Source organism: Pseudomonas sp. NPDC047961 (genome assembly GCF_050272435.1).
In the GTDB taxonomy this organism is placed as follows: domain Bacteria; phylum Pseudomonadota; class Gammaproteobacteria; order Pseudomonadales; family Pseudomonadaceae; genus Stutzerimonas.
This window is the reverse complement of record NZ_JBNNMD010000002.1, coordinates 654,696-676,797: the sequence shown is the minus strand read 5'-3', so window position 1 is coordinate 676,797 and position 22,102 is coordinate 654,696. Positions and strand designations below refer to the sequence as shown.

At 60.4% G+C, this 22,102-nt stretch carries 18 protein-coding genes; 11 read left to right on the top strand and 7 right to left on the bottom strand.

The window, feature by feature from the left end; translation table 11 throughout:
- Positions 1 to 152 precede the first annotated feature (152 nt).
- Complete coding sequence (locus ACQKIK_RS09355) at positions 153 to 692, bottom strand: type 1 glutamine amidotransferase domain-containing protein (protein WP_499135694.1); 540 nt, start codon at positions 690 to 692, stop codon at positions 153 to 155.
- Positions 693 to 866: 174 nt separating this feature from the next.
- On the opposite strand from ACQKIK_RS09355, the gene ACQKIK_RS09350 reads away from it, so the two are divergent.
- The 3 genes from ACQKIK_RS09350 (at position 867) to ACQKIK_RS09340 (ending at position 3,011) form a co-directional block, all read left to right on the top strand.
- Positions 867 to 1,676 (top strand): HDOD domain-containing protein, encoded by an 810-nt coding sequence (locus ACQKIK_RS09350; protein WP_196766742.1) that lies wholly within the window; start codon positions 867 to 869, stop codon positions 1,674 to 1,676.
- Positions 1,677 to 1,732: 56 nt separating this feature from the next.
- Positions 1,733 to 2,545: a bifunctional DNA-formamidopyrimidine glycosylase/DNA-(apurinic or apyrimidinic site) lyase gene (mutM, locus tag ACQKIK_RS09345; RefSeq protein WP_499135693.1), complete on the top strand. Its 813-nt coding sequence runs from the start codon at positions 1,733 to 1,735 to the stop codon at positions 2,543 to 2,545.
- Between the two features lie 124 nt (positions 2,546 to 2,669).
- Positions 2,670 to 3,011, top strand: a complete 342-nt coding sequence (locus ACQKIK_RS09340; RefSeq protein ID WP_045423621.1) for a hypothetical protein — start codon at positions 2,670 to 2,672, stop codon at positions 3,009 to 3,011.
- Between the two features lie 268 nt (positions 3,012 to 3,279).
- Here ACQKIK_RS09340 and ACQKIK_RS09335 read toward each other — a convergent pair whose 3' ends face one another.
- From ACQKIK_RS09335 to ACQKIK_RS09315, 5 genes are all read right to left on the bottom strand, one after another.
- The gene (locus tag ACQKIK_RS09335; protein WP_045423623.1) at positions 3,280 to 3,531 is read right to left on the bottom strand and encodes a YfhL family 4Fe-4S dicluster ferredoxin; all 252 of its coding nucleotides are present in this window, start codon (positions 3,529 to 3,531) and stop codon (positions 3,280 to 3,282) included.
- Positions 3,532 to 3,669: 138 nt separating this feature from the next.
- Positions 3,670 to 4,152 (bottom strand): pantetheine-phosphate adenylyltransferase, encoded by a 483-nt coding sequence (gene coaD / locus ACQKIK_RS09330; protein WP_045423625.1) that lies wholly within the window; start codon positions 4,150 to 4,152, stop codon positions 3,670 to 3,672.
- Positions 4,153 to 4,257: 105 nt separating this feature from the next.
- On the bottom strand, positions 4,258 to 5,853 hold the full coding sequence (locus tag ACQKIK_RS09325; protein ID WP_499135692.1) for a GMC family oxidoreductase: 1,596 nt from the start codon (positions 5,851 to 5,853) through the stop codon (positions 4,258 to 4,260).
- 41 nt (positions 5,854 to 5,894) lie between these two features.
- Positions 5,895 to 6,431, bottom strand: coding sequence for a twin-arginine translocation pathway signal protein (locus ACQKIK_RS09320; protein WP_499135691.1), 537 nt, complete (start codon positions 6,429 to 6,431; stop codon positions 5,895 to 5,897).
- A gap of 24 nt (positions 6,432 to 6,455) precedes the next feature.
- The gene (locus ACQKIK_RS09315) at positions 6,456 to 7,886 is read right to left on the bottom strand and encodes a coniferyl aldehyde dehydrogenase (protein WP_045423631.1); all 1,431 of its coding nucleotides are present in this window, start codon (positions 7,884 to 7,886) and stop codon (positions 6,456 to 6,458) included.
- Between the two features lie 133 nt (positions 7,887 to 8,019).
- Here ACQKIK_RS09315 and ACQKIK_RS09310 point away from each other — a divergent pair, with 133 nt between their 5' ends.
- The 8 genes from ACQKIK_RS09310 (at position 8,020) to pelG (ending at position 21,020) form a co-directional block, all read left to right on the top strand.
- Positions 8,020 to 8,688 (top strand): TetR/AcrR family transcriptional regulator, encoded by a 669-nt coding sequence (locus ACQKIK_RS09310; protein ID WP_045423634.1) that lies wholly within the window; start codon positions 8,020 to 8,022, stop codon positions 8,686 to 8,688.
- A gap of 266 nt (positions 8,689 to 8,954) precedes the next feature.
- Positions 8,955 to 11,714 carry a bifunctional glycoside hydrolase/polysaccharide deacetylase family protein gene (locus ACQKIK_RS09305; RefSeq protein ID WP_499135690.1) on the top strand — a complete coding sequence of 920 codons (2,760 nt, stop codon included), beginning with the start codon at positions 8,955 to 8,957 and terminating at the stop codon, positions 11,712 to 11,714.
- The gene (locus ACQKIK_RS09300) at positions 11,692 to 15,246 is read left to right on the top strand and encodes a tetratricopeptide repeat protein (protein ID WP_499135689.1); all 3,555 of its coding nucleotides are present in this window, start codon (positions 11,692 to 11,694) and stop codon (positions 15,244 to 15,246) included. Before ACQKIK_RS09305 ends, ACQKIK_RS09300 begins: the two co-directional genes overlap by 23 nt.
- 26 nt (positions 15,247 to 15,272) lie before the next feature.
- Positions 15,273 to 15,791 carry a hypothetical protein gene (locus ACQKIK_RS09295; protein ID WP_045423640.1) on the top strand — a complete coding sequence of 173 codons (519 nt, stop codon included), beginning with the start codon at positions 15,273 to 15,275 and terminating at the stop codon, positions 15,789 to 15,791.
- Entirely contained in the window at positions 15,791 to 17,164 is a 1,374-nt protein-coding gene (locus ACQKIK_RS09290) for a PelD GGDEF domain-containing protein (protein ID WP_499135688.1), read from the top strand. Before ACQKIK_RS09295 ends, ACQKIK_RS09290 begins: the two co-directional genes overlap by 1 nt.
- Positions 17,142 to 18,131 (top strand): HEAT repeat domain-containing protein, encoded by a 990-nt coding sequence (locus ACQKIK_RS09285; RefSeq protein WP_241529470.1) that lies wholly within the window; start codon positions 17,142 to 17,144, stop codon positions 18,129 to 18,131. The genes ACQKIK_RS09290 and ACQKIK_RS09285 overlap by 23 nt, the downstream gene beginning before the upstream one ends.
- A complete protein-coding gene (pelF, locus tag ACQKIK_RS09280; protein WP_499135687.1) occupies positions 18,128 to 19,648 on the top strand; it encodes a GT4 family glycosyltransferase PelF in 1,521 nt (506 codons plus the stop codon). Before ACQKIK_RS09285 ends, pelF begins: the two co-directional genes overlap by 4 nt.
- Before the next feature lies 1 nt (position 19,649).
- On the top strand, positions 19,650 to 21,020 hold the full coding sequence (pelG, locus tag ACQKIK_RS09275) for an exopolysaccharide Pel transporter PelG (protein WP_499135685.1): 1,371 nt from the start codon (positions 19,650 to 19,652) through the stop codon (positions 21,018 to 21,020).
- An 11-nt stretch (positions 21,021 to 21,031) separates the two neighbouring features.
- Here pelG and ACQKIK_RS09270 read toward each other — a convergent pair whose 3' ends face one another.
- Positions 21,032 to 22,018: a hydrolase gene (locus tag ACQKIK_RS09270; protein WP_499135900.1), complete on the bottom strand. Its 987-nt coding sequence runs from the start codon at positions 22,016 to 22,018 to the stop codon at positions 21,032 to 21,034.
- Positions 22,019 to 22,102 lie beyond the last annotated feature (84 nt).

Sequence of the window (22,102 nt, the reverse complement as noted above, 5' to 3'; positions counted from 1 at the left end):
CAGAGGGCTGACAAAAGCGCTGGCTGGATGGAGGAGGGCGTTGGGGTTAGACATCGCTGCTGGGAGCAGTTGCCCAGCAGGCGGCTCAGGAGAGGCATCGGCCAGTCGCGGTCGACCGGTATTCGCGATGCCTCGGCGTTACCTAGCTGGCGTCAGGCCGCGAGGGCTTTGATCAGCGCTTCGTTGAACGCCGGGATGTCGTCCGGCTTGCGGCTGCTGATCAGATGGCCGTCGACCACGACCTGCTCGTCGACCCACTGGGCGCCGGCGTTCTTCAAATCGTCGGTCAGCGACGGCCAGCTGGTCATCTTCTTGCCTTTGACCAGATCAGAGGAGGCCAGCAACCAGGCGCCATGACAGATCACGGCAATGGTCTTGTTGGTGCGGGCCGCATCGCGAACCAGCTCCTGGGCCATCTCGTCGGTGCGGATGGTGTCGGAATTCACCACGCCGCCCGGAAGCAGAACGGCGTCGTAGTCTTCCATGTGAATGGTGTCGAACGTCTTGTCGACGTGAAACTTGGTGGCGGGCGTGGTGTGGTTCCAGCCGGTCACTTCGCCGTTCGATGACGAAATGATCTCGGCGGTCGCGCCGGCTTTTTCCAGCGCCTCCTTTGGCCCAGTCAGCTCGACCTGCTCGAAACCGTCTGTCACCAGGATCGCGATGCGTTTGCCTTTCAGGGAATCGGCCATTTCGTTTTCCTCCTCGTCGGATTTCAAATTGATCTACTTGAAATCCGACCGCCATCTCGGCCAAAGTTCGCACTCTTTCCTTGGTGGCCTTGTGCTATCGACAAGGTCGAGCCGCTTTCTATGTCCATTGAACTCACCGACGAGCAGATCCGCAGCGTGCTGCAGGGGATCAGCGTGCCGCCGCAGCCGCAGATCATGGTCGACCTGCAGATGGAGCAGGTCATGCCTGATCCCGACTTGCGCGCCATTGCCCGCCTGATCAGCCAGGATCCAGGGTTGTCCGGCGCCTTGCTGAAAACGGTTAACTCACCGTTCTTCGGCCTCGCCAACCGCATCGCCTCGATCCAGCAAGCCGTCAACCTGCTGGGCTGCCGTTCAGTCATCAACCTGATCAATGCACAATCGATTCGCGGCGAGCTGACCGATGCGGCCATCGTCACGCTCAACCGCTTCTGGGATTCGGCGCAGGATGTGGCCAGCACCTGTCTGGCCCTGGCCAAGCGCATCGGTCATCCGGCGCCTGACGAGGCCTACACGCTGGGTCTGTTCCACAATTGCGGTATCCCGCTGATGCTCACCCGCTTTCCTGGCTATATGAGGGTGCTGGAGGAGGCCTACGCCGGTGTTGGTGCCGAAACGCGCATTACCGATGTCGAAAATCGGGTGCTGAATACCAATCATGCGGTGGTCGGGTATTTCGTGGCGCGCTCATGGAAGCTGCCGCAGCATTTGTGTGAGGCCATCGCCAACCACCACAACGCGCTGGCACTGTTCAACGATGAATGGAGCGACCCTCAAGTCAAAACGTTGCTGGCGATCCTGAAGATGGCTGAGCACATCTGCGCCTGCCATCGCGTACTGGGCGATCAGCCGGAGGACCACGAATGGGCTGCCGTGGCGCAGCTGGTGCTCGAATACGTTGGCCTCTCCGAATACGATTTCGAATGCCAGCGCGACATCATTCGGGAGCTGGGTGTCGGCTGACCGGGCCGTGCGTTAGCTGCTAAGGTCGCCTGCCGTTCCCTTCTCGATTTGCCTGTATGCCCGAACTCCCAGAAGTCGAAACCACCCGCCGCGGCATCGCTCCGCATCTTGTCGGCCAACGTGTCAGTCGGGTCATCGTGCGCGAGCGACGGTTGCGCTGGCCGATCCCGGAGGATCTGGACGTACGGCTGTCCGGTCAGCGGATCGAGGCGGTCGAACGGCGCGCCAAGTACCTGCTGATCAAGGCTGAAGTGGGCACGCTCATCGCGCACCTAGGCATGTCCGGCAGCCTGCGGCTGGTACCGGCTGATCTTCCAGTGGGCAAGCACGAGCATGTCGACATCGTGCTGGAGTCCGGAATGGCGCTGCGCTACACCGACCCTCGCCGCTTCGGTGCCCTGCTGTGGAGCGATGATCCGCTGAGCCACGTGCTGCTCGCCAGCCTGGGCCCGGAGCCGCTCAGCGACGCGTTCGACGGAGAGCGTCTGTATCAGATGTCACGTGGACGCAGCATGGCGATCAAGCCGTTCATCATGGATAACGCGGTGGTGGTCGGCGTCGGTAATATTTATGCGAGCGAGGCGCTGTTCGCTGCCGGAATCGATCCGCGGCGAGCGGCCGGCGCGGTGTCGCGGGCGCGCTACCTGAAGCTGGCCGTCGAGATCAAACGGATCCTGGCCTATGCCATCGAGCGCGGCGGCACCACGCTGCGCGACTTCGTGGGGGGCGATGGCAAGCCGGGTTACTTCCAGCAAGAGCTGTTCGTCTACGGTCGGGGCGGGGATTTTTGCAAAACCTGTGGTTCGACCCTGCGAGAAATTCGCCTCGGCCAGCGTGCCAGTGTCTATTGCGGACGCTGTCAGCGATGAAAAACCGATCGGCCATGCACTGCGCAGGCATTGACGGTGTTCACGATCAACAACCGGCGGCCACTGCTATAGTGACGCTCACTACAATCATCTGCCTCGTTTCGCCCAGCTGAAGGACCACACCATGAATCTGTTTCGCTCCACTGCTGTTGTCTTGGCCCTGACCACAGGTCTGCTGACGATGCCTGTGCAGGCGCAATCGGTACAGCAGAACGCCAGCGGCGATCCGATGTACACCGTCGAGGCCCCGAAAGCCTTTTCCATCGTGGGCGATCTGCTGATCGCCCGTCCGCTGCTGATCGCGGCCACTGTCGTCGGAGCCGGCCTGTTCGTCGTGAGTCTGCCGTTCAGCGCCATGGGCGGCGGCATCAAGGAGACGGGGCATGCGCTGGTTGTTGAGCCAGGTGCCGCGGCCTTTGCTCGCTGCCTGGGTTGCACCCGCGTCGGTTACAACCGCCAGGATTGATCCCGCAGTTCAGCTTTACCGGGTCGGCGGTTTATCCGACTCGCTCTACGGCCTCGCCGCTTCATCGCGTGCGGGGCCGTGTCGTTTTCGGCTGGTGCGTTTCTAACGTGCTGAGCAGCCAGCAGCGACGTTGTGGCAGCAACAGCTCAGCAGTCGTGGTCGACTTGAAGCCTCACCCACGTTGGTTAGGCAGCTCTTGCAGCGGCATGGAATGGCGGGCACCGGTTTTGGGGCGGACCTCACCTTCAGGGCGAGGTCGGAAGGTCGATCAGGCTTTGCCAGTGATGATCATGTACTTCTGCATCAGCTCATCCTTGCTCTCGACATTGCTTTCATCGAGCGGGATGCAATCCACCGGGCAGACTTGTTGGCACTGCGGTTCGTCGTAATGGCCGACGCACTCGGTACAGAGATTGGGATCGATGACGTAGATTTCCTCACCCTGGGAAATCGCGCTGTTCGGGCACTCGGGCTCGCACACGTCGCAGTTGATGCAGTCATCGGTGATTATCAGGGACATCCAGCTAACTCCAGCTGCAGCATCGACCGCAGCACAGGTAAAAACGACGCGCCAATTTTGCCGCATCGACTCGCCCGGTGCACGCGGCAGTGCTCACCCTTCTGTCGGTAATCATCCGCCGCGCGAAGGCTGGGTGCTTCAGCGCGAGGCGTAGCGCTCGGTCAGCGCCTTCATCACCGAGGGGTGGACGAATTTGCTGACATCGCCGCCAAGACGGGCGATTTCGCGGACCAGGGTCGAGGAAATGTAAGAGAACTTTTCAGACGGGGTCAGAAACAGGCTTTCCACGTCAGGGACGAGCTGGCGGTTCATGTTGGCCAGCTGGAATTCATATTCGAAGTCCGAAACTGCCCGCAGGCCGCGCAGCAGCACGTTGGCCTTCTGCTCGGTGACGAAGTGCGCCAGCAGCGTGGAGAAGCCCATGACCTTGACGTTCGGCAGATGCGAGGTCACTTCCTTGGCCAATGCGACGCGCTGCTCAAGCGGGAACAATGGATTCTTGTTGGGGCTGGCAGCGACGGCAATGATGACTTCGTCGAACAGGCGCGATGCGCGCTCGACCAGGTCGGTGTGGCCCATGGTGATCGGGTCGAAGGTTCCCGGATACAGCACTCGATTCATCGCGGCGTCCTGACGCATGCGTGGGGGGTGGATGGTAGCGGCTCGGCGTCGGCAGCGTAAAGCATCAAAGCGGATGGCTGCTGAATGTCAGCACAACGAAGCCGTTCACGCATTTTTCAATCGTTCGGCCAATTGACTCGAGAGTTTCGCGGCGAGGCCGTAGATGGATAACTGCGGATTGGCCCCGATGCTGGTTGGAAACAGCGAGCCGTCGTGGATCGACAGGTTTTCCAACTGATGGTGCCGGCCAAGGCTGTCGGTGACCGCCTGACGCGGGTCTTCGCCCATGGCGCAACCGCCCATCACGTGAGCACTGCCGAGCCGGGTGCGATATAGCTCAAGATTCAGACCGTCGATCATCTGGCGCGCTTGTCCGAGGCTGGTCGAATGGCTGGCGTCGTTGTGCAGCGGCAGGACCGTTTTGGCGCCGGCGGCAAACTGGATTTCCGCCATGCTGTGGTAGGCACGGCGAATGCCATCCCAGGTGTAGGGTGTCATCCGGTAGTCGAGCGTGGGCGTGCCGTCGCTGCGCAGCTGGACCTGCCCTTCGGCGCTGTCCGGGTGAAAACCGTCGCGCATCAGCGCAATCATCGCGTTGGTATGTGGCAGCTGCTCCATGCGCCTGGCGTTGTCGATACCGGCGCGGCCAAGCAGCGTCGCGGCCAGGGTCGGATGGATGGGCGGTACTTCAAGCTTGTAGGACATACGCCCGCGGGTGCCATCGTCCCATTGGAAATGGTCGGAATAGATCGACTGGGGCGCGCCGTAGAACGGGTTGATCACCTGCTCAAACTGGGCGGCGGAAAAATTCACCAGATGAAGAAAGGTGCGTTTTCCGACGCGCTGGTGTGGGTCGGGTGCATCGGAGCGCAGCAGGATGGCGGGCGTGTTGATGCCGCCCCCAGCGAGGATGTAGTGACGTGCACGTACCCTAATCTTGCGACCTGTTGGCGCAACGCTGCGCGCATCCATGGCGAGGCACTCCAGTGCGGTGACGCGCCCCTTGTCCACCACAAGACGGTCGGCGCGGGCGAGGTAGAGCAGCTCGCCGCCGGCATCCAGTGTGGCCGGGATGGTTGTCACCAGCATTGATTGCTTGGCGTTGGTCGGGCAGCCCATGCCGCAATAGCCCAGATTCCAGCAGCCTCGCACGTTGCGCGGGATCACCGCCCAGCTGTAGCCGAGTGCGGCGCAGCCGTCGCGGATCACCTGATTGTTGGCGTTGGGTGGGAGCGGCCAGGGCTCGATGCTCAGCCGCTGCTCCATGCGCTCGAACCAGGGCGCCATGCTCTGCTCGGAGAGGTTCTTGACGTCGTGCTCGTCGGCCCAGTGCTCCAGTGTCGCGGCTGGCGTGCGGAAGCTCGACGTCCAATTCACCAGGGTCGAGCCGCCGACAGCGCGGCCTTGCAGAATGGTGATGGCGCCGTCCTTGCTGGTCCGTCCGATTGCCTCCTGGTAGAGCGAGGCGTAGGCGGCGGGCTCCTGCATGTCGAAGTCTTGGCTGCTGCGCAACGGGCCTTCCTCGATCAGCAGCACCTTGTAACCGGCCGCGCTGAGGAACTCGGCGCTGGTGGCACCACCGGCCCCGCTGCCAACGATGGCGATATCGGCGTCGAGCGTGATGTCCTTCTCGAGCCGGGAACCGTCATGGGTTTTCCAGCCGCGGGCGATACCTTCTGCAAAGGGGTCGGTGACAGGCATTTTGATTCCTCAGGTCGGGCGAGCGGTCTTCGTGTTCATCGCTAGATGACCGGCGGCCCGGGATACCCGCAGTGGCGCCAGGATTCAGGTCGGCCATACCACGCCATCAGAATCATCTGCTGAAGCGAGGCATGACCCTGCCGCAATAATGCAATCGGGCTGTTTTCCCAGCGCTGCAGAAACCCTTGAATCTCGCCGTCCTGCGCCTGCTCCCAGCCGCCCCAGACACCGGTCAGCGGACCGCGGGTGAGCGGCAGACTCAGCAGATCGAACAGCTGCGAAACTTGTTTTGACACGGCGGGAGGCAGGTGGGCGAGCCCCTCGTCCAGGCTCGTCAGAGTGCCCTGCACGGCGCTGGGCATGCTCGATTCCGGAACGGCGCCTTTCAGGATGATTGGCGTCAGGCGACGCAGCACCGGCAAGTCGCTTTCGCGCAACTGTACGAAGCCAGCAGCAGACTGCTCGGCACTGCAACCGGACAAACTGCCAATCGGGCCAGCGCCGGCGAGGGCCGCGCTGCCAAACAGGCCGACCCTGAGGAGGCTGCGGCGGGAAAATGGTCGCTCGGTATTGATCATTCTTGTTGTCACCGGCTGCGCTTTTCAGCGCACGAAGAGCTTGTAGACCAGCTTCTGCAGCGCCTTGCCGTAAGGGGGGTAAATCATCCGCGCGGCATTGAAACGTTGTTTGATAAAGACGCCTTTGGCCTTGCTGAAGGTGAGGAATCCATCGTGCCCGTGGTAATGGCCCATTCCCGACGGACCAACGCCCCCGAACGGCAGGTCATCTTGGGCGACATGCAGCAGCGTGTCGTTGAGGCAGACCCCACCGGAATGGGTGTGGCGCAGCACATGGCGTTGCTCGGCTCGGTCATACCCGAAGTAGTACAGCGCCAGCGGCCGGGGGCGTGCGTTGACATAGGCGAGGGCCTGACCGATCTCGTCATAAGGCACCACCGGCAGCAGCGGTCCGAAGATCTCGTCCTGCATGACCTGCATCTCATCGGTGACGTCGAGCAGGAGGCAGTGCGGCATTCGCCGTTCCTGGCCTTGCTCGAACAGCGGCAGCAGGCGCGCGCCCTTGGCCTGGGCGTCGTCCAGGTAGCCCTGCAGCCGGGCATGCTGGCGCCGGTTGATGATCGAGGTGTAGTCGGGATTGTCTGCCAGCTGTGGGTAAAAGCGTCGAACCACCTTTCGATAGGCCTCGACGAATTCATCGATGCGTGGCCGGGGTACCAGCACGTAATCCGGCGCAACACAGGTCTGCCCGGCATTGAGCGTCTTGCCAAACGCGATCCGCTCGGCCGCATCGGCGAGCGGCACGTCGGTCGAGACGATCGCGGGCGACTTACCGCCCAATTCGAGCGTCACTGGCGTCAGATTTTCCGCGGCCGCTCGCATAACGTGCCGGCCAACGCTGGTGCTGCCGGTGAACAACAGGTGATCGAAGGGCAGCTTTGAAAAGGCGATACCCACATCTGCCTCGCCGAGGACAACCGCGACCTGATCGTCAGGAAAGATTTGTGCGAGCAGATCCTTGAGCAGCTGGCCAGTGGCTGGCGTGGACTCGCTCATCTTCAGCATCACCCGGTTGCCGGCAGCCAGCGCGCCGATCAGCGGGCCGATGGCCAGATACAACGGGTAATTCCACGGCACGATGATGCCGACCACCCCGAGTGGCTGGTAGACGACGCGGGCGCTGGCGGGCTGAAAAGCCATGCCCACACGACGCCTAGAGGGCTTCATCCAGCGCGTCAGGTGGCGTTTGGCGTGTCGAATGCCATCCAGGCTGGGCATGATCTCGGCTAGCCGCGTCTCGTCTGCCGAGCGGTTACCGAAATCCTCATTGATGGCATCGATCACCGGTTGTTGATGACTGGCGAGCAAATCGTGGAGCGCCTCCAGCCACTGCAGACGATCAGCGGCAGTAGGGCTGGGATAGGCCTGGAAAGCACTGCGCTGACGCTCGAATAACGCCTGTAAATGCTCGGCTTCGAAATGGCTGGGATGCGGATACACGGCGTCGGCAAGCACTAGAGATGCTCCGGAAAGGCGACAGATCGACGATTTCTAGAGTAAAAACTCTAAAGTGTCAAACCTGTGCGCAGCCCCGATGGCCGGGTTACCTTTGCGTTCCCGCTTTAGCAAGACGAAAGTAGCTTTCTGCATGTCACCCAAACCGAGCACCCGCGAGCGCATCCTGCAAGCGAGCCTGGAGCTGTTCAATGCTCAAGGCGAGCGCAGCGTGACCACCAACCACATCGCTGCACACCTGGAGATATCGCCGGGCAACCTCTATTACTACTTTCGTAACAAGCAGGCGATCATCGCCGAGCTGTTTGATCGCTATGAGGTGGCGGTCGACGGTTTTTTACAGGTCCCCAAAGGGCGGGCCGTGACCATGGACGACAAAACCTTCTATCTCGAGTCGCTGCTCTCGGCAATGTGGGACTACCGGTTTTTACATCGGGACCTGGAGCATCTTCTCGGCGGTGACGAGGCACTGGCTGAACGGTATCGCGGATTCGCTGCAAGCCATCTGGAGGTGGCTCGGCGCATCTATGCGGGCTTTGTCGACGCCGGGCTTTTACGTATGACAGAAACCCAGGTCGAGGCGGTCGCAGTCAACGCCTGGATTGTCGTTACTTCTTGGGTAAGGTTTCTATGCACCACAGGCGTGAGTGGGGAATGCTTGACCGAGCCTATGTTACGGCGTGGCATCTATCAGGTGCTTACGCTTGAAGATGGGTTTGTATCCGAACATGCGAGACCGACGTTCGACGAGTTGCGTCGCCGCTTACACGTGCCGCTGACCGAACTCTTCTCAACGATCTAAAAGAAGTTCGGTATCGCTTTCAGCAAGCGAATAGTTTCTGACGGGTCCTTTAGTCAAGTTATTGACCTTCGCCGTGACTGCGGTCAGCCTTCTGTCGGGCATGATGGCATTTTGATTGTAATGGCATTTTGATTGTGGGCTAATAGGCACGTTGTAACTCTCCCCCCGGTATCGTCATGCGGAATGTCCGAGCACTTGTTTACCGTCGTGGCTTGGCGTGTAAGTTGCTCCGTTTGCTAAAGCGGTGGTGCCCCATTGTGCTGTCGATGCTGCTGCTCAGTGTGCTGCCGCTTAGCGGTCATTCGATGGCCAGCGTCTCAGCTGCACCGACAAGCGTGGCCTTTTGGTACGCCGCCAATCCACCACTTGCCGAGCTATCGCAATTTGATTGGGCGGTACTCGAGCCCGCTCATGTAGAGCCCGCGGGCATCGACTTCCTTCGCGCGCAGGGCAGTCAACCATTTGCCTATCTCTCGGTCGGCGAATATGACGGCGATATCGATGAACTAGCGGATGGCCTCGCCCCCGGCGCAAGTGACGTGCGTAACGAGGCGTGGTCTAGCCAAGTGATGCTGCTGACCTCTTCTGCTTGGCGACACCACCTGTTGCGCCGTGCGCAAGAGCTGGCAAGCCGGGGATACGCCGGGCTTTTTCTAGATACGCTGGACAGCTTTCAGTTACTGCCTGAAGCCAATCGGGAGGCTCAGCGCTTGGCCTTACGGGATTTCCTTGCCGAACTTCACCGTCAACAGCCAGGGCTCAAGCTGATATTCAACCGGGGATTTGAAGTGCTTCCCGAACTGCCGGGTGTCGCCGCGGCAGTGGCTGTTGAATCGATTCATTCCGGGTGGGATGCCAATACCCGGCGCTATCGGAAGGTTCCTCAGGAAGACCGAGACTGGCTGCGCACCCAGCTGGATCCGCTGCGCGCGCAAGGCATCCCCCTGATTGCCATCGACTACCTTCCTTCGGCGCGGCGCGATGAGGCGCGAGCCCTTGCCGTACAGCTACGGCAGGAGGGCTTCGTACCGTTCGTCACCATGCCGGACCTCAACTATCTCGGCATCAGTGGTGTCGAGGTTCAGCCCCGGCGGATCGCGGTGGTATATGACCCGCGCGAAGGTGCATTGACGTCCAATCCAGGCCATACCGTTCTGGGCGGATTGCTTGAGTATCTCGGCTATCGCGTGGACTATCTACCGGCCGACCAGTTGCCCAATGGTCCCCTGGGCGGGCTGTACGCTGGTGTTGTCACCTGGATGACCAGTGGCCCGCCTGATGACGCCGCCGAGTTCAATCGATGGGTGGGCGAACGAATCGACGAGTCCGTTCCGCTGGCACTCTTGGCTGGATTGCCGATCGCCAATGATGGGCTTTTGAAAAGGATGGGGCTGCGCCGCGTTCAGCCACCGGCGAAGGGTGACCTGGTCATCGCCAACCAAGACGAGACGATCCTGGGCCGCTTCGAGGCGCCTGTGGTGGTTCGTACGCGCGACCTGGTTCCCCTCACGTTGGTCGACGACGGTGGCGCTGTTTCGGCACTTACACTGGTTGATAGCGAAGAACGGCAGTACGTGCCTGTGGCTACCGGGCCGGCCGGAGGCATCGCGTTGTCTCCTTACGTCATTGAAGATGGCCGAGACAGCCAGCGTTGGATAGTCGACCCCTTTGCCTTTTTGCAGAGAGCCTTGAGATTGCCAGCGTTGCCACGTCCGGATGCTACTACCGAAAATGGACGTCGCATTGCCACGGTGCATATCGATGGCGACGGCTTCATCTCGCGTGCCGAAATCATTGGCTCTCCGTATTCGGGGCGTGCGGTGCTGGATGGATTCATCAAGCCTCACCCGTTTCTGACCTCTGTTTCGGTTATCGAGGGCGAGGTTGGCCCCAGAGGTCGCTATCCGCATCTCGCCAGAGAGCTGGAGCCCATCGCACGGGAAATCTTTGCCGAGCCTAAGGTTGAAGTGGCGACTCATACCTTCAGCCATCCCTTCTTCTGGCAGCCGGAGCGGGTCCAGAAGCAGGAAGGATTCACTGCCGAGTACGGGATGATGATGGCCATTCCCGGCTATGAAAAAATTGATTTCGCCCGTGAGGTGGTCGGTTCTACAGCCTATATAAATGAGCGTCTGACCAGCGCCCAGAAACCGGTAAAGATGATCTTTTGGACCGGCGACGCATTGCCAGATGCAGCGACGATCAAACTGGCCTACGACGCTGGACTGGCGAACGTCAATGGGGGCACGACCGTGCTGACCAACGCGCATCCGTCGCTGACCGGCCTGTCACCGCTAATCAGGCCAACTGCTGGCGGCGTTCAGTATTACGCGCCGGTCATCAATGAAAACATGTACACCAATCTTTGGCGCGGCCCCTATTACGGGTTTCGTGGCGTGCTGGAAACCTTCGCGCTTACGGACAAGCCTCGAAGGCTGCGCGGTTTGCACCTCTATTACCACTTCTATTCGGGCACCAAGCAGGCTTCGATCCGTGTCATGCAGGACATCTATCGATCGATGGAGGCCGAGCAGCCGATATCGCTCTGGATGAGTCAGTACCTCAAGCGTATGCATGGGCTGCATCAGGCGAGCTTGGCGCGCTTGGGCGACGGGAGGTGGCAACTTCGTGGCATGGATGGGCTGCGCACCCTGCGGTTGGACCCGGCTCTTGGCTGGCCGGATCTTGCGCGCTCGCAAGGCATCGCTGGAGTGCGCGATTTGCCACAAGGGCGATACGTACACCTAAGCGATGCCAGTGCAGTGCTGGCGCTGCGTAGCGAGCGCGACCCGCGCCCAGCCCTAGAACAGGCGAACCTGCCGTTGCTCGCTTGGGACTACCTTGGCAAGCACAAGGTCAGGTTGTCTTTTGCCGGCGAGATGCCGCTGCGCTTCTCGGTACGCGCAGCAGGAACCTGCGTGCTTGAAGTCGCGGGAAAGCGTTATCCGAGTACCGGCAAGAATGGCTTATGGCAGTTCGATCTTCCGATGTCGCGGGTGGCTGATGCGCAACTCAACTGCCCCTAGTTCCACTCGATTATTGAGCCCCTGGGCACTGCTATTGATAGCCGCGCTGCTGGGCGCATTACTTGTGCTGACCTATACCGACGAAGACGCGTTGTTACCAGACGACAGGCAACCTGATGCCGTCTCCATCAACTACGCCGAACTGTTGCTCCAGGCACACCCGGAGAACATGAGCCTTCGGCTCAAGCTGATCGAGCAGTTAATCGAGCTGGGCGATCTCCCGCGGGCCCGGTCGCATGTCTATCTGCTGCCTGAAAGCGAAGCTGGCAGCGTACGTTTTTTGCTCGCCGAATTAGCAGTGCTTGAAGCTCAGACAGCCCCGGAAAGCATGACGCTGCAAGCCCGCACGGCCCTGCAAGATCAGTTGAGAGCGCTGAACCGCGACAGTATCTCAACCGAGGAGCTTATTCGTTATGCCGCTTATGCGTTGTCACTCACCGATCCGGGGCTGGCGGCGCAAGCCTATCGCGACCTCGCCGTGCGAGATGAAACGCGCCGTGAAAGCTGGTTAAACGAGGCGGCCCGGGCTCACTTGGGGGCGGGTGAGACGTCGGCGGCTGCCGAACTCTTCATCGAACAGCTCAATGATGCCGAGACAACAGCCGACCGGCGTCGTTATCTGCATCAGGCGTTTTCAGCGCTGCTCTCGGCGGACCGGAGCGAGCAGGCAGCAGAGCTGGTTCATCGCCATTTATCGCTGATGAACGCAGAGGATGGGGCGCTGTTCAGTGCAGCTGTGCAAGCGGGAATCGGTACCCGTCGTTACGATCTGGTGACCGATACGATAGCGTCTTGGCGTACGCTGCAACCGGATGACCTGGGGGCGCTAAACGCCGAGTTTGGGCTGCATCTTGCTGCGGGCGAACTCGAACAGGCGTGGGCTGTCGGCCAGCGGCTGGCGGCCGTTGAGCCTCCGGTTGCAGGTCAGCTCAAGCAGCTGGCCCTGCTCGGTGAGTGGACGGGGCACACCACGGCAGCGCTGAATTTCTGGCTGCGCCTGATCCAGTTGGAGGATACGCCGGCGGTTCGGGAGCATGCCTGGCGCCTGGCTGCTCAACTGTATGACTTTGACAACACCATTGCTCTGTTGGCCGATACAGGAGCGCGTCGGCAGTTGCTGGACGCGGAATTGGACGCGCTCGTATTCAGCCATAGCGAGCGAGGCACCCCGGAGCAAGCCGAGCAATGGTTGCGTGACTATCTGCGGGTACACCCCAGTCATCAACTGGCATGGATGCGCCTGCAGCAGATCCTCGAGCAAACCCAGCAGCTGTCCGCTGAGGCAGAACTTTGGGCCGACATAGAGCGGCGTTTTGGGCTGTCCATCGTCCAGCGTGTCGATTGGGCGGAAGCCAACTGGCAATTGTTCGATCCACAGGCTGCATGGCAGGTACTCAACGCCATCGATGCTGACTCGGTGACTGACCAAGGCTACTGGCGTCTGCGAGGCGAGTTGGCATGGGAGCTGGAGCGGGACGAGGAAGCCCTTGAGAGCTATCTCAGGCTCGAGGCGTTGGGCGTAAAGGCCGATAGCACGTCCGAGGAGCGGCTGATTTCCCTTTACGAGCACAGTGCGCCCGACCGTGCTTTGGACGTGTTGATCGCCAGCTGGAAGCGCACCCGCACGCCGGCGAGTCTAAGCCGTGCAATCCAGATGGCCATGCAACTCGGCGACATGGTTCGTCTTGATGCATTGGTTCGGGAGGGGCGGCTGCTGCCCGATAGTGACAGCATCAGCGCGCTCTGGAGTGCACGTGCCATGCAAGCCGCAGAGGTCGGGGACAGCAAGGGGGCCGAGCGTCTATACCTCGAAGCGCTGGCTCGTTTCCCGGAAACCGGTGAGTTCCGCCCGCAGTTGCTCTGGCATTACATTGACCAAGGGCAGCGTGAGCCGCTTGCTCCACTGCTTCGGCAATGGCAGAACCTCGCGCTTAAACGGAGTGCTCTATGGTTGCCCTTCGCCAGAGCCAACCTGCTGCTCAATCGTAATGATCAAGCCTTGCGCTGGTTCGATCTTTATCTGGAACTGAACCCGGACGACAGCCTGGTGCAGGCAGCTTATGCCGATGCCCTGGAGAGTGCCGGTTACTCGGATCGTGCACTACGCCTGCGCCGGCATGTGCTACGCACGATCGAAATGCCGATGCGTAGCGCAGACGTAGCGCAATACCAGACCTATTTGAGATTGATGTCCGCCAGCGGCGCAGGCGCGGCAGCCGGTGAGCTGGCGCTTCGCTGGCGCGATGGCTCTCGGCCGATGTTGCAGCTCTGGTTCGATCAGTTCAGCGAGCAGCTTGACGTGCACAATCAGAGTTCGCTGAAGGGGCAGTGGCTGGCATGGGCACGGCGCAACGGCCTGAAAATCAGCCGCTATGCGGAATTGCAAGAAGCGTTGCAGACGCAAAACCGTCAGGCCCTGGAGCGCCTGCTTGCGCAGGATGGACTGGACCCAGCACAGCGTGTCGAGGCGTTGCAGCGTCTGGGTGCTAACAGCCAGGCGATGGCCGAAGCTCTGGCGGCACTTTCCTCTGAGCAACCTGTTGTTGTTCGTCAGCAGTTGCTTCGGCAGGCACTGGCGCTGCAGGAACGCAACCCGCAGGGTATTCAGGTGGGCATGCGGCAGCAGGATTTCGGTTCACTGAAGCTTCAGGGTCCAACCGTGCTGGTTGCTCGGCAGCTGGATCACGATTGGCATGCGAGTCTCTCGCTTGCGCAAATGGAATACTCGGGAAGCGGCCTGTATCAGGCTCGTCCTGGCATTGAGCAGTCAGCCGAACTGGAGTTGACCCGAACATTGGATAACGGGTCTCTGGGCGTTGCGGTCGATAGCAGCAGCCACGACGAGGGGGACCGCTTTGGTTTCGGTCTTTCCAGAGGGCTTCAGCTGACCAGCAAGGATGCACTGGTGTTTCGTGCTGACTGGAAGCGCCAGGCCGAAGACAGCGGACTGCTGCGAGCGCTGGGCCAGCGCGATGGGTTCGGAATAAGCGGTACACATGGAATCAGCGCGCGCGATCAGCTCAGTTGGTCGCTGACGCATCAGCGCTACAGCATGCTAGACGGCGAAGCGGTGGGCAGCGGGCAACAGGCTAATCTGGAGCTCAGCCATGCGGTGTTCTTTGAAGGACCTGCTTGGACGCTACGCAGCGGACTCAGCTATGCGAAATATCGATTAAAGAACAACGAGATTCCAGACGAAACAGAAGATGACGTCAGCCAGTTCAAGCCAAAGGCCGCCGATCTTCTGCAGGAGCGCTTCGGTCAGCTTTACGTCGGCAGCACCTGGCGTCGTGGATTTCCTGGTGCCTTGAATCGCGGCACAGCGCAATTCAGCTGGCTGCTCGATGTGTTGGCGGGCTGGCAATGGACCGAACAGCAAGCCAACTACGCGATTACTACGGGCGTCGGCATGCGAGTGCTCGGCGACGACGAAATGGCCTTCACCTTTGGGTACCAATCCGCACCTCGCAATGGTGACGGGGAGCCAGGTGGGACGCTGGGTGTGACTTATAGCGCCCGTTTCGGGCGTTGATGCGGAACTTACAGGGAGGATCAACCATGTCATTCATTCGCGTGCTGGCCGTGCTGGCCGTGGCATTTTTCATCGGTGGCTGTACCACGTTCACCGACCAGCCCGCATCGGCTCTGCCACAGGGGGCTACCTGGGGGCTCGTGCCGATCGTGAACTACTCGCAGGCCCCGCAGGCGGGTGAACGTGCTGAACAGATCCTGCTGAGCGTTTTGGCCGAGCGTGGCTTGCAACTGCGTCACTATCCTCTCGTCGTGCAGACGGACCTGCCCATGCTGGATGATCGTGAACGCCTTTCCCAGGCGTTGTCCTGGGCACAGTCCGAGCGTCTCGACTATGTCATCAGCGGCAGCGTGGAGGAGTGGCAATACAAAAGCGGTCTGGATGGTGAGCCCGCCGTGGGCATCAGCCTGCAGGTGATCGAGCCTGCCACTGGGCGGATCATCTGGAGCAAAAGCGGCGCACGCGCCGGCTGGTCTCGTGAAAGCCTTGCAGGCACGGCGCAGAAAGTGCTGCGTGAGCTGGTCGGCGCGTTGCGCCTCGAATAATGGCGCTCAGCTCGGCACACAAGGATTTCACACTGGCGCCACGCGCCAGTGGCGCTGTTTCCTGGCTGGAAACCTGGTTTCTAAGTGGTCTGGCGATTGCGCTTGGCTACTGGTTGTCCCCTGAAGACCCGTTGATGGTCAACGGTTCGTTTCCATGGACAATCATGGCGCCGCTGCTGTTGGGTATGCGCTATGGCTTCATGCGCGGCCTGGTCAGTTCGGTCCTACTTATCCTCGCATTGATTGCCTTTCACCGTTACGGCGAAGGGCTATACCCGGAAATGCCCGCGTCTTTCATCGTTGGCGTACTGATCAGCGGAATGCTGGTCGGCGAGTTTCGCGACATATGGGAGCGTCGACTGGAACGACTGGATATGGCCAACGAATATCGTCAGCTGCGACTCGACGAGTTCACTCGCGCCCATTACATCCTTCGTATCTCGCACGATCGGCTCGAGCAGCGGGTCGCAGGGAGCGACCAGAGCCTGCGCAGCTCACTGGTTGGCTTGCGCAATCAGTTGCGTCGGTTGTCGCGTGGTAATGATGCCCTCGCTGCGCTTGCCGATCCGGTGTTGAGCCTGCTTGCGCAATACGGCGCGTTCCGGGCAGCCGGGCTTTACCGGGTAAGCGATGGCTCGGTCGTGCCTGAGCCACTGGGCATGATCGGCGCAATGGATCCCCTGAACGAGCACGACCTGCTGGTGCGCATGTGCTTGCAGCGCGGTGAGCTGGTTAGCATCCGCGAGCAATTGCTTGAGCGTGGCGAGCATCGTCAGCACTCCCGGTATCAGCTTTGCGTCCCGCTCATCGATACGGAAGATCGCATCCTGGCAGTATTGGCCGTAGAGCAAATGCCTTTCTTCTCGTTCAATGATCGCGTCTTCGGCTTACTGGCAATCCTTGCCGGGCACATTGCTGACTTGATCCTGAGCGACCCGCAGTTCCTCCAGCTTAACGATTGGGACAGCCAAGAGTTCAGCCAGAACCTGAAGCGCTCGTTGATCGATGCTCAAAATCATGGGCTGGATGCCAGCCTGTTTTTTCTGGAGGTGGCCGAGTCTTCGCATAGCGAAGCATTGCTGCACCTGATCGAAGGCAGCCGTCGCGGACTCGATCTGCAGCGCAGAGTGACCAACCAGCGGGGAAATAGCTGTGTTCTGGTCCTGCTGCCGCTGACCTCAGCCGAGGGCGCGCAAGGCTATCTGTTCCGCCTCAATACGCTGATCAATGAGCGTTTCGGCATGGCGCAGACGCTAGAAAGTCTGGAAGTACGAGTCTCTGCCCATGACCTAGGTGTCGGCAATGGCCATGATGCCCTGCGTCGTTTCCTTTACAACGAGTGCGCATTGAATGATCAGCAAGTGGCTATTTAGTGGTGCGCTGCTGTTCGAAATTGGCAGCTGGGTGGCGTTCCATCAGCAGTTGAGTGTGGCTCAGGCGACTACGCTTTACCTTGGCGCTCACCTGCTGAGCAGTGCCATGCTCAGTGCAGGCATCTGGTTGCTGCTGCCGCGGCGCTACAAATTTCCACTGCCCTGGAGCCCGTTGTTCGTCTTCAGTCTCGCTTTTTTCGTGCCTGGCTTGGGTGCCATAGGTGTTGCTGTCTCGTTGTTTCCAGCGTTGTATCTGCCTCGTCGGAAGCAGGAGCAGAACTGGGACTCGAGGGGCGTACCCGATCTGCCTTTCCGCCCCCAGGAGCGCAGCAAGGCTCTGATGTTCAACGATGGTGGATTGCAAGATGTGCTGCGTGACGCCCCCGATACCGAGAAGCGATTGACGGCACTGTTCGCTACGCGTCGCATGCCTGCTCGTGAGGCGATCCCCATTCTCAAGCTGGCATTGCGCGACCCTGCGGATGACGTGCGGCTGTTGGCCTATTCGATGCTGGACAAGCAGGAAAGCGAGATCAACCTTCGCATAGAAACTACCTTGCGACAGCTGTCCGCAGCAGAAGGCGTTCACCAAGCCGCGTTGCACGACGCGCTGGCGCGCTGGTACTGGGAGCTCGCCTACCTGGGGCTGGCGCAAGGTAGCGTGCTTGAGCACGTACTCGAGCAGGCCCGCGAACATGTGGAGCAGGCCCTGAGCGCTGCAGGCAACCCCTATGCGCATGTGCTAGCCGGGCGGATTGCCCTTGAGCAGACACGGCTGGATGCTGCGAAGATGCACTTCAACCAGGCTGAAACGGTAGGCGTCGGCGTGCAAACGTTGGCGCCATTTCGTGCCGAGATCGCCTTCATCGAAGGCCGCTACGAGGATGTTTCCCGGCAGCTGGCGAGGCTGACCGAAGATGTTCTGCAACGCCCACCGTTTGCTGCCCTAGCGAAGTACTGGCTGTGACCAAAACGCCACCTGAAACGCCCCCCACCGATATCTGCCTGTTGCTTGAGGGGACTTGGCCCTACGTGCGCGGCGGCGTATCCAGTTGGGTCAACCAATTGATCCTCGGGCTGCCAGAGTTCACGTTCTCGGTGTTCTTCATTGGTGGTCAACGCGAAGCCTACTCTGAGCGCCAATACAAGATTCCGCCAAACGTGGTGCATATCGAGGAGCACTTTCTCGAGTGTGCTTGGCGCCCAGGAGATGGAGTGGTCGCGGCCAAGCGAGACGGCGCTGCAGAGCACATGCGCCAGTTGCACCAATTTCTGCATCACCCTGAGCAGCCCAGCCTCGAACAGGGCGAGGCTGTCCTGGCTACCCTGGCCTCCGGACGACTGAATCTCGATGACGTACTGCACAGTCGTGCCAGCTGGGAAGCCATTACGGACGGCTACACCCAGCATTGCAGCGATCCTTCTTTCATCAATTATTTCTGGACACTGCGCACCATGCAGGCGCCGCTGGTCATGCTTGCGCAAGCGGCGGCCCGGTTGCCGCGTGCAAGGGTGTTGCACTCGATCTCGACAGGTTATGCAGGGTTGCTAGGCGCGATCCTGCAACATCGCTGGCAGTGCGCTTACCTGCTCAGCGAGCATGGAATCTATACGAAGGAACGCAAGATCGATCTGGCGCAGGCCAGCTGGATATCTGAAAGCCCGGACGAGGCGCTGCGTACCGGCCTGGATACCGAATTCAGTTACATTCGTAAGCTCTGGATCCGATTTTTCGAGCGCATTGGTCTGCTGACCTATCGCGCTGCCGACCCGATCATTTCGCTGTACGACGGCAACCGCCAACGGCAGATTGCAGATGGTGCCGATCCGGCGCGCACGCGGGTGATCCCCAACGGCATCGCCATGGCTGCGTGGGGGGACGCCTTGCAGCGTCGTCCTCCAGGCATCGCACCGGTCGTTGGCTTGGTGGGTCGTGTGGTGCCGATAAAGGATGTGAAAACCTTCATCCGGGCGATGCGAGGCGTGGTCAGCGCCATTCCCGAGGCCGAAGGCTGGATCGTCGGTCCCGAAGAAGAGGATCGCGCCTACGCTGCCGAATGCCGCAGCCTGGTGGTCAGCCTGGGGCTCGAAGGCAAGGTCAAGTTTCTCGGCTTTCGTCAGATTCACGAGCTGCTACCTAACCTTGGTTTGATGGTGCTGACCTCGATTAGCGAGGCGCAACCGCTGGTCATCCTGGAAGCCTGGGCTGCCGGTACGCCAGTAGTTACCAGCGACGTCGGCTCGTGCCGCGAATTGATCGAAGGTGCGCCCGATGAGGAACCGAAGTTGGGGATGGCAGGCGAGGTGGTAGCCATCGCAGATCCCCAGGCCACGTCCCGAGCCATCGTCGATCTGCTGCGTGACCCTGCGCGTTGGCGGGCCGCACAGTCGGTCGGATTAAAGCGAGTCAATCGGTACTACACCGAGACGATCATGCTCGACCGTTACCGCAACCTCTATCGCAACGCTACGGGAGCAGCCTGACATGGCTGGGATTGGATTCGAGCTACGCAAGATCCTGTCGCGGGACTCGTACACGGCCACGCTGCGCGCCTATGTGTACGCCGGGCTGATCAGTTCCGGTCCGTGGGTACTGTCGATCATCAGCGTCATGGTCATTGGAGTGATGAGCCTCGGGGTGGTGGTGCCGGAACTGCTGATTCGACAGTTCCTGGTGAGCGTGACCTATCTGATGGCCTCCTCGCTGATCTTCACTGGCGGCGCGCAGCTGTTCTTTACCCGCTTCATATCCGATCGTCTGTTTGAAAAACGGCAGGAGCTGATCCTGCCGAACCTGATAGGCATCTTGCTGGTGGTCACGGTTTCATCGGGTGTGCTGGGTTTTCTCCTGCTCAGCCTGCTGTTCGATCAGCCGTTCCTGTATCGCCTGCTGATGCTGGCGAACTTCGTGGTGCTGTGCAATTTGTGGCTGACCATCATCTTTCTGTCCGGCATGAAGGCTTACAACCGCATCCTGCTGGTCATGGTGGTGGGCTATTCGGTGATGGTGCTGTGCTCGTTCCTGTTGCGCTTTCTGAAGCTTGAAGGATTGTTGCTGGGCTTACTCATTGGGCATGCCAGTCTGTTCTTCATGTTTCTGTTCGATATCCTGCGGGAGTATCCGGCCAGGCAGCTAGTGGCGTTCGACTTCTTCAAGCGCAAGCAGGTGTACGTCAGCCTCTTGCTGACAGGGCTGTGCTACAACCTAGGAATATGGATCGACAAGATCATTTTCTGGTTCAACCCCAGTACGTCCAGTCATGTGATTGGCCCGCTGCGTGCTTCGATGCTCTACGACCTGCCGATTTTTCTCGCTTACCTGGCAATCATTCCCGGCATGGCGGTTTTTCTCGTGCGCATCGAAACCGACTTTGCCGAGTGGTATGACCGGGTCTTTTCAGCCATTCGAGGCGGCGAAACGCTGCAGCACATCGGCCAGCTCAAACAGCAGATGATCCTGTCGGTGCGTCAAGGGTTGTTGGAAATCTGTAAGGTTCAGGGCCTGACCGTCGTGCTGTTGTTTCTTATCGCGCCGAAGCTGCTGGCATGGCTGGGGATATCCGCCTTTTATCTTCCTCTGTTCTACGTCGACCTCATCGGCGTGAGCATTCAGGTGGTGTTCATGGCGCTCCTGAACGTGTTTTTCTATCTGGACAAGCGCACCATCGTGCTCGAGCTGTGTGTGATCTTCGTATTACTCAACGCCATGCTGACGGTTGTCAGCCAGCAGTTGGGCCCAAGTTTCTTCGGCTATGGCTTCACCTTGTCGGTATTGGCCTGCGTACTGCTAGGGCTGGTTCGCTTGTCCAGTTCGCTAGAGGATCTCGAGTACGAAACTTTCATGCTGGGGCGATAGCGTTACCGCTCCTAGCGGCTGGCTGGCGCCAGCCACTCCGGTATTCGCCGCTCCAGGTAATAGCGAGGTTTGAGCGGCGAGCCTTCGACGAAGCCGACGTGCCCGCCGCTCCTGTGCAGTTCCAGAGTGGTGGTTGCGGATAGCTCATCAGGCTCGGGCACGCTGTGGCGGAAGACGAAGGGGTCGTCTTCGGCCTGGATCAGCAGCGTTGGGATGCGGATGTCGGGCAGGAAGTAGCGGCTTGAGGCGCGGCGGTAATAATCGGTTGCATCAGCATAGCCATGCAGTGGGGCGGTGAAGCGGCCGTCGAAGTCCCAGAAGGTGCGCATGCCTTCCAACGAGCCCAGACGCTGCAGCGCCGTGAGATGGAGATCATCGCCGTTGTGCGCGAATAGGCGCTGCTTGTCTTTCACGTAGGCCACCATCTCGCGCATGAAGTGCGCCTGGTACACCCGCGAAAAGCCGAGGCCAATACGGTCGGCGCACTGGTCCAGGCGAAACGGCACGGACACCGCCACGGCTTTTTGCAGCGGTGCTGCCTGGCCGGTTTCGCCGAGGTATTTGAGCAGCACGTTGCCACCGAGCGAGTAGCCCACGGCATACAGCGGGGCCAGTGGCCGCGCGGCTTGTAGATGAGCTATGACTTCGCTCAGATCATCGCTTGCACCGGAGTGATAGGCGCGCGGCAGCAGGTTTGGCTCACCCGAGCAGCCTCGCCAGTTGATCGCGATGCTTGCCCAGTTCCGGTTCGCCAGCTCCTGTTGCAGGCCGAGCACATAGAGCGAGCTCGATGAGCCGGTCAGGCCATGCAATACCAGCACGAGCGGTGCGTCCGCTTCATGCGGCCCATGCCAATCGAGATCAATGAAATCGCCGTCAGCGAGCCACAGCCGCTCACGGCGGCGTTGCAGGAGAGGCGCTCGGCGGCAGAACGGGTTCCATAGCGTTTGCAGATGGCCGCCGGGCAGCCACCCGGCCGGGGCGAAGGGGCGATCCATTTCGAGTGCGGCGCTGGTATCAGGAATGGTGGGCATGGTCACCCAGGCTCGATTGCAATGCGGGTCAGTATTGCTGGCCGGCTT

Bases quoted from the DNA above. Each gene is read 5' to 3' on its own strand.
- ACQKIK_RS09355 (WP_499135694.1), bottom strand. From the start codon at position 692: ATGGCCGATTCCCTGAAAGGCAAACGCATCGCGATCCTGGTGACAGAC.
- mutM (WP_499135693.1), top strand. From the start codon at position 1,733: ATGCCCGAACTCCCAGAAGTCGAAACCACCCGCCGCGGCATCGCTCCG.
- ACQKIK_RS09340 (WP_045423621.1), top strand. From the start codon at position 2,670: ATGAATCTGTTTCGCTCCACTGCTGTTGTCTTGGCCCTGACCACAGGT.
- ACQKIK_RS09335 (WP_045423623.1), bottom strand. From the start codon at position 3,531: ATGTCCCTGATAATCACCGATGACTGCATCAACTGCGACGTGTGCGAG.
- coaD (WP_045423625.1), bottom strand. From the start codon at position 4,152: ATGAATCGAGTGCTGTATCCGGGAACCTTCGACCCGATCACCATGGGC.
- ACQKIK_RS09325 (WP_499135692.1), bottom strand. From the start codon at position 5,853: ATGCCTGTCACCGACCCCTTTGCAGAAGGTATCGCCCGCGGCTGGAAA.
- ACQKIK_RS09320 (WP_499135691.1), bottom strand. From the start codon at position 6,431: ATGATCAATACCGAGCGACCATTTTCCCGCCGCAGCCTCCTCAGGGTC.
- ACQKIK_RS09310 (WP_045423634.1), top strand. From the start codon at position 8,020: ATGTCACCCAAACCGAGCACCCGCGAGCGCATCCTGCAAGCGAGCCTG.
- ACQKIK_RS09305 (WP_499135690.1), top strand. From the start codon at position 8,955: ATGCTGCTGCTCAGTGTGCTGCCGCTTAGCGGTCATTCGATGGCCAGC.
- ACQKIK_RS09300 (WP_499135689.1), top strand. From the start codon at position 11,692: ATGCGCAACTCAACTGCCCCTAGTTCCACTCGATTATTGAGCCCCTGG.
- ACQKIK_RS09295 (WP_045423640.1), top strand. From the start codon at position 15,273: ATGTCATTCATTCGCGTGCTGGCCGTGCTGGCCGTGGCATTTTTCATC.
- ACQKIK_RS09290 (WP_499135688.1), top strand. From the start codon at position 15,791: ATGGCGCTCAGCTCGGCACACAAGGATTTCACACTGGCGCCACGCGCC.
- ACQKIK_RS09285 (WP_241529470.1), top strand. From the start codon at position 17,142: ATGATCAGCAAGTGGCTATTTAGTGGTGCGCTGCTGTTCGAAATTGGC.
- pelG (WP_499135685.1), top strand. From the start codon at position 19,650: ATGGCTGGGATTGGATTCGAGCTACGCAAGATCCTGTCGCGGGACTCG.
- ACQKIK_RS09270 (WP_499135900.1), bottom strand. From the start codon at position 22,018: ATGGATCGCCCCTTCGCCCCGGCCGGGTGGCTGCCCGGCGGCCATCTG.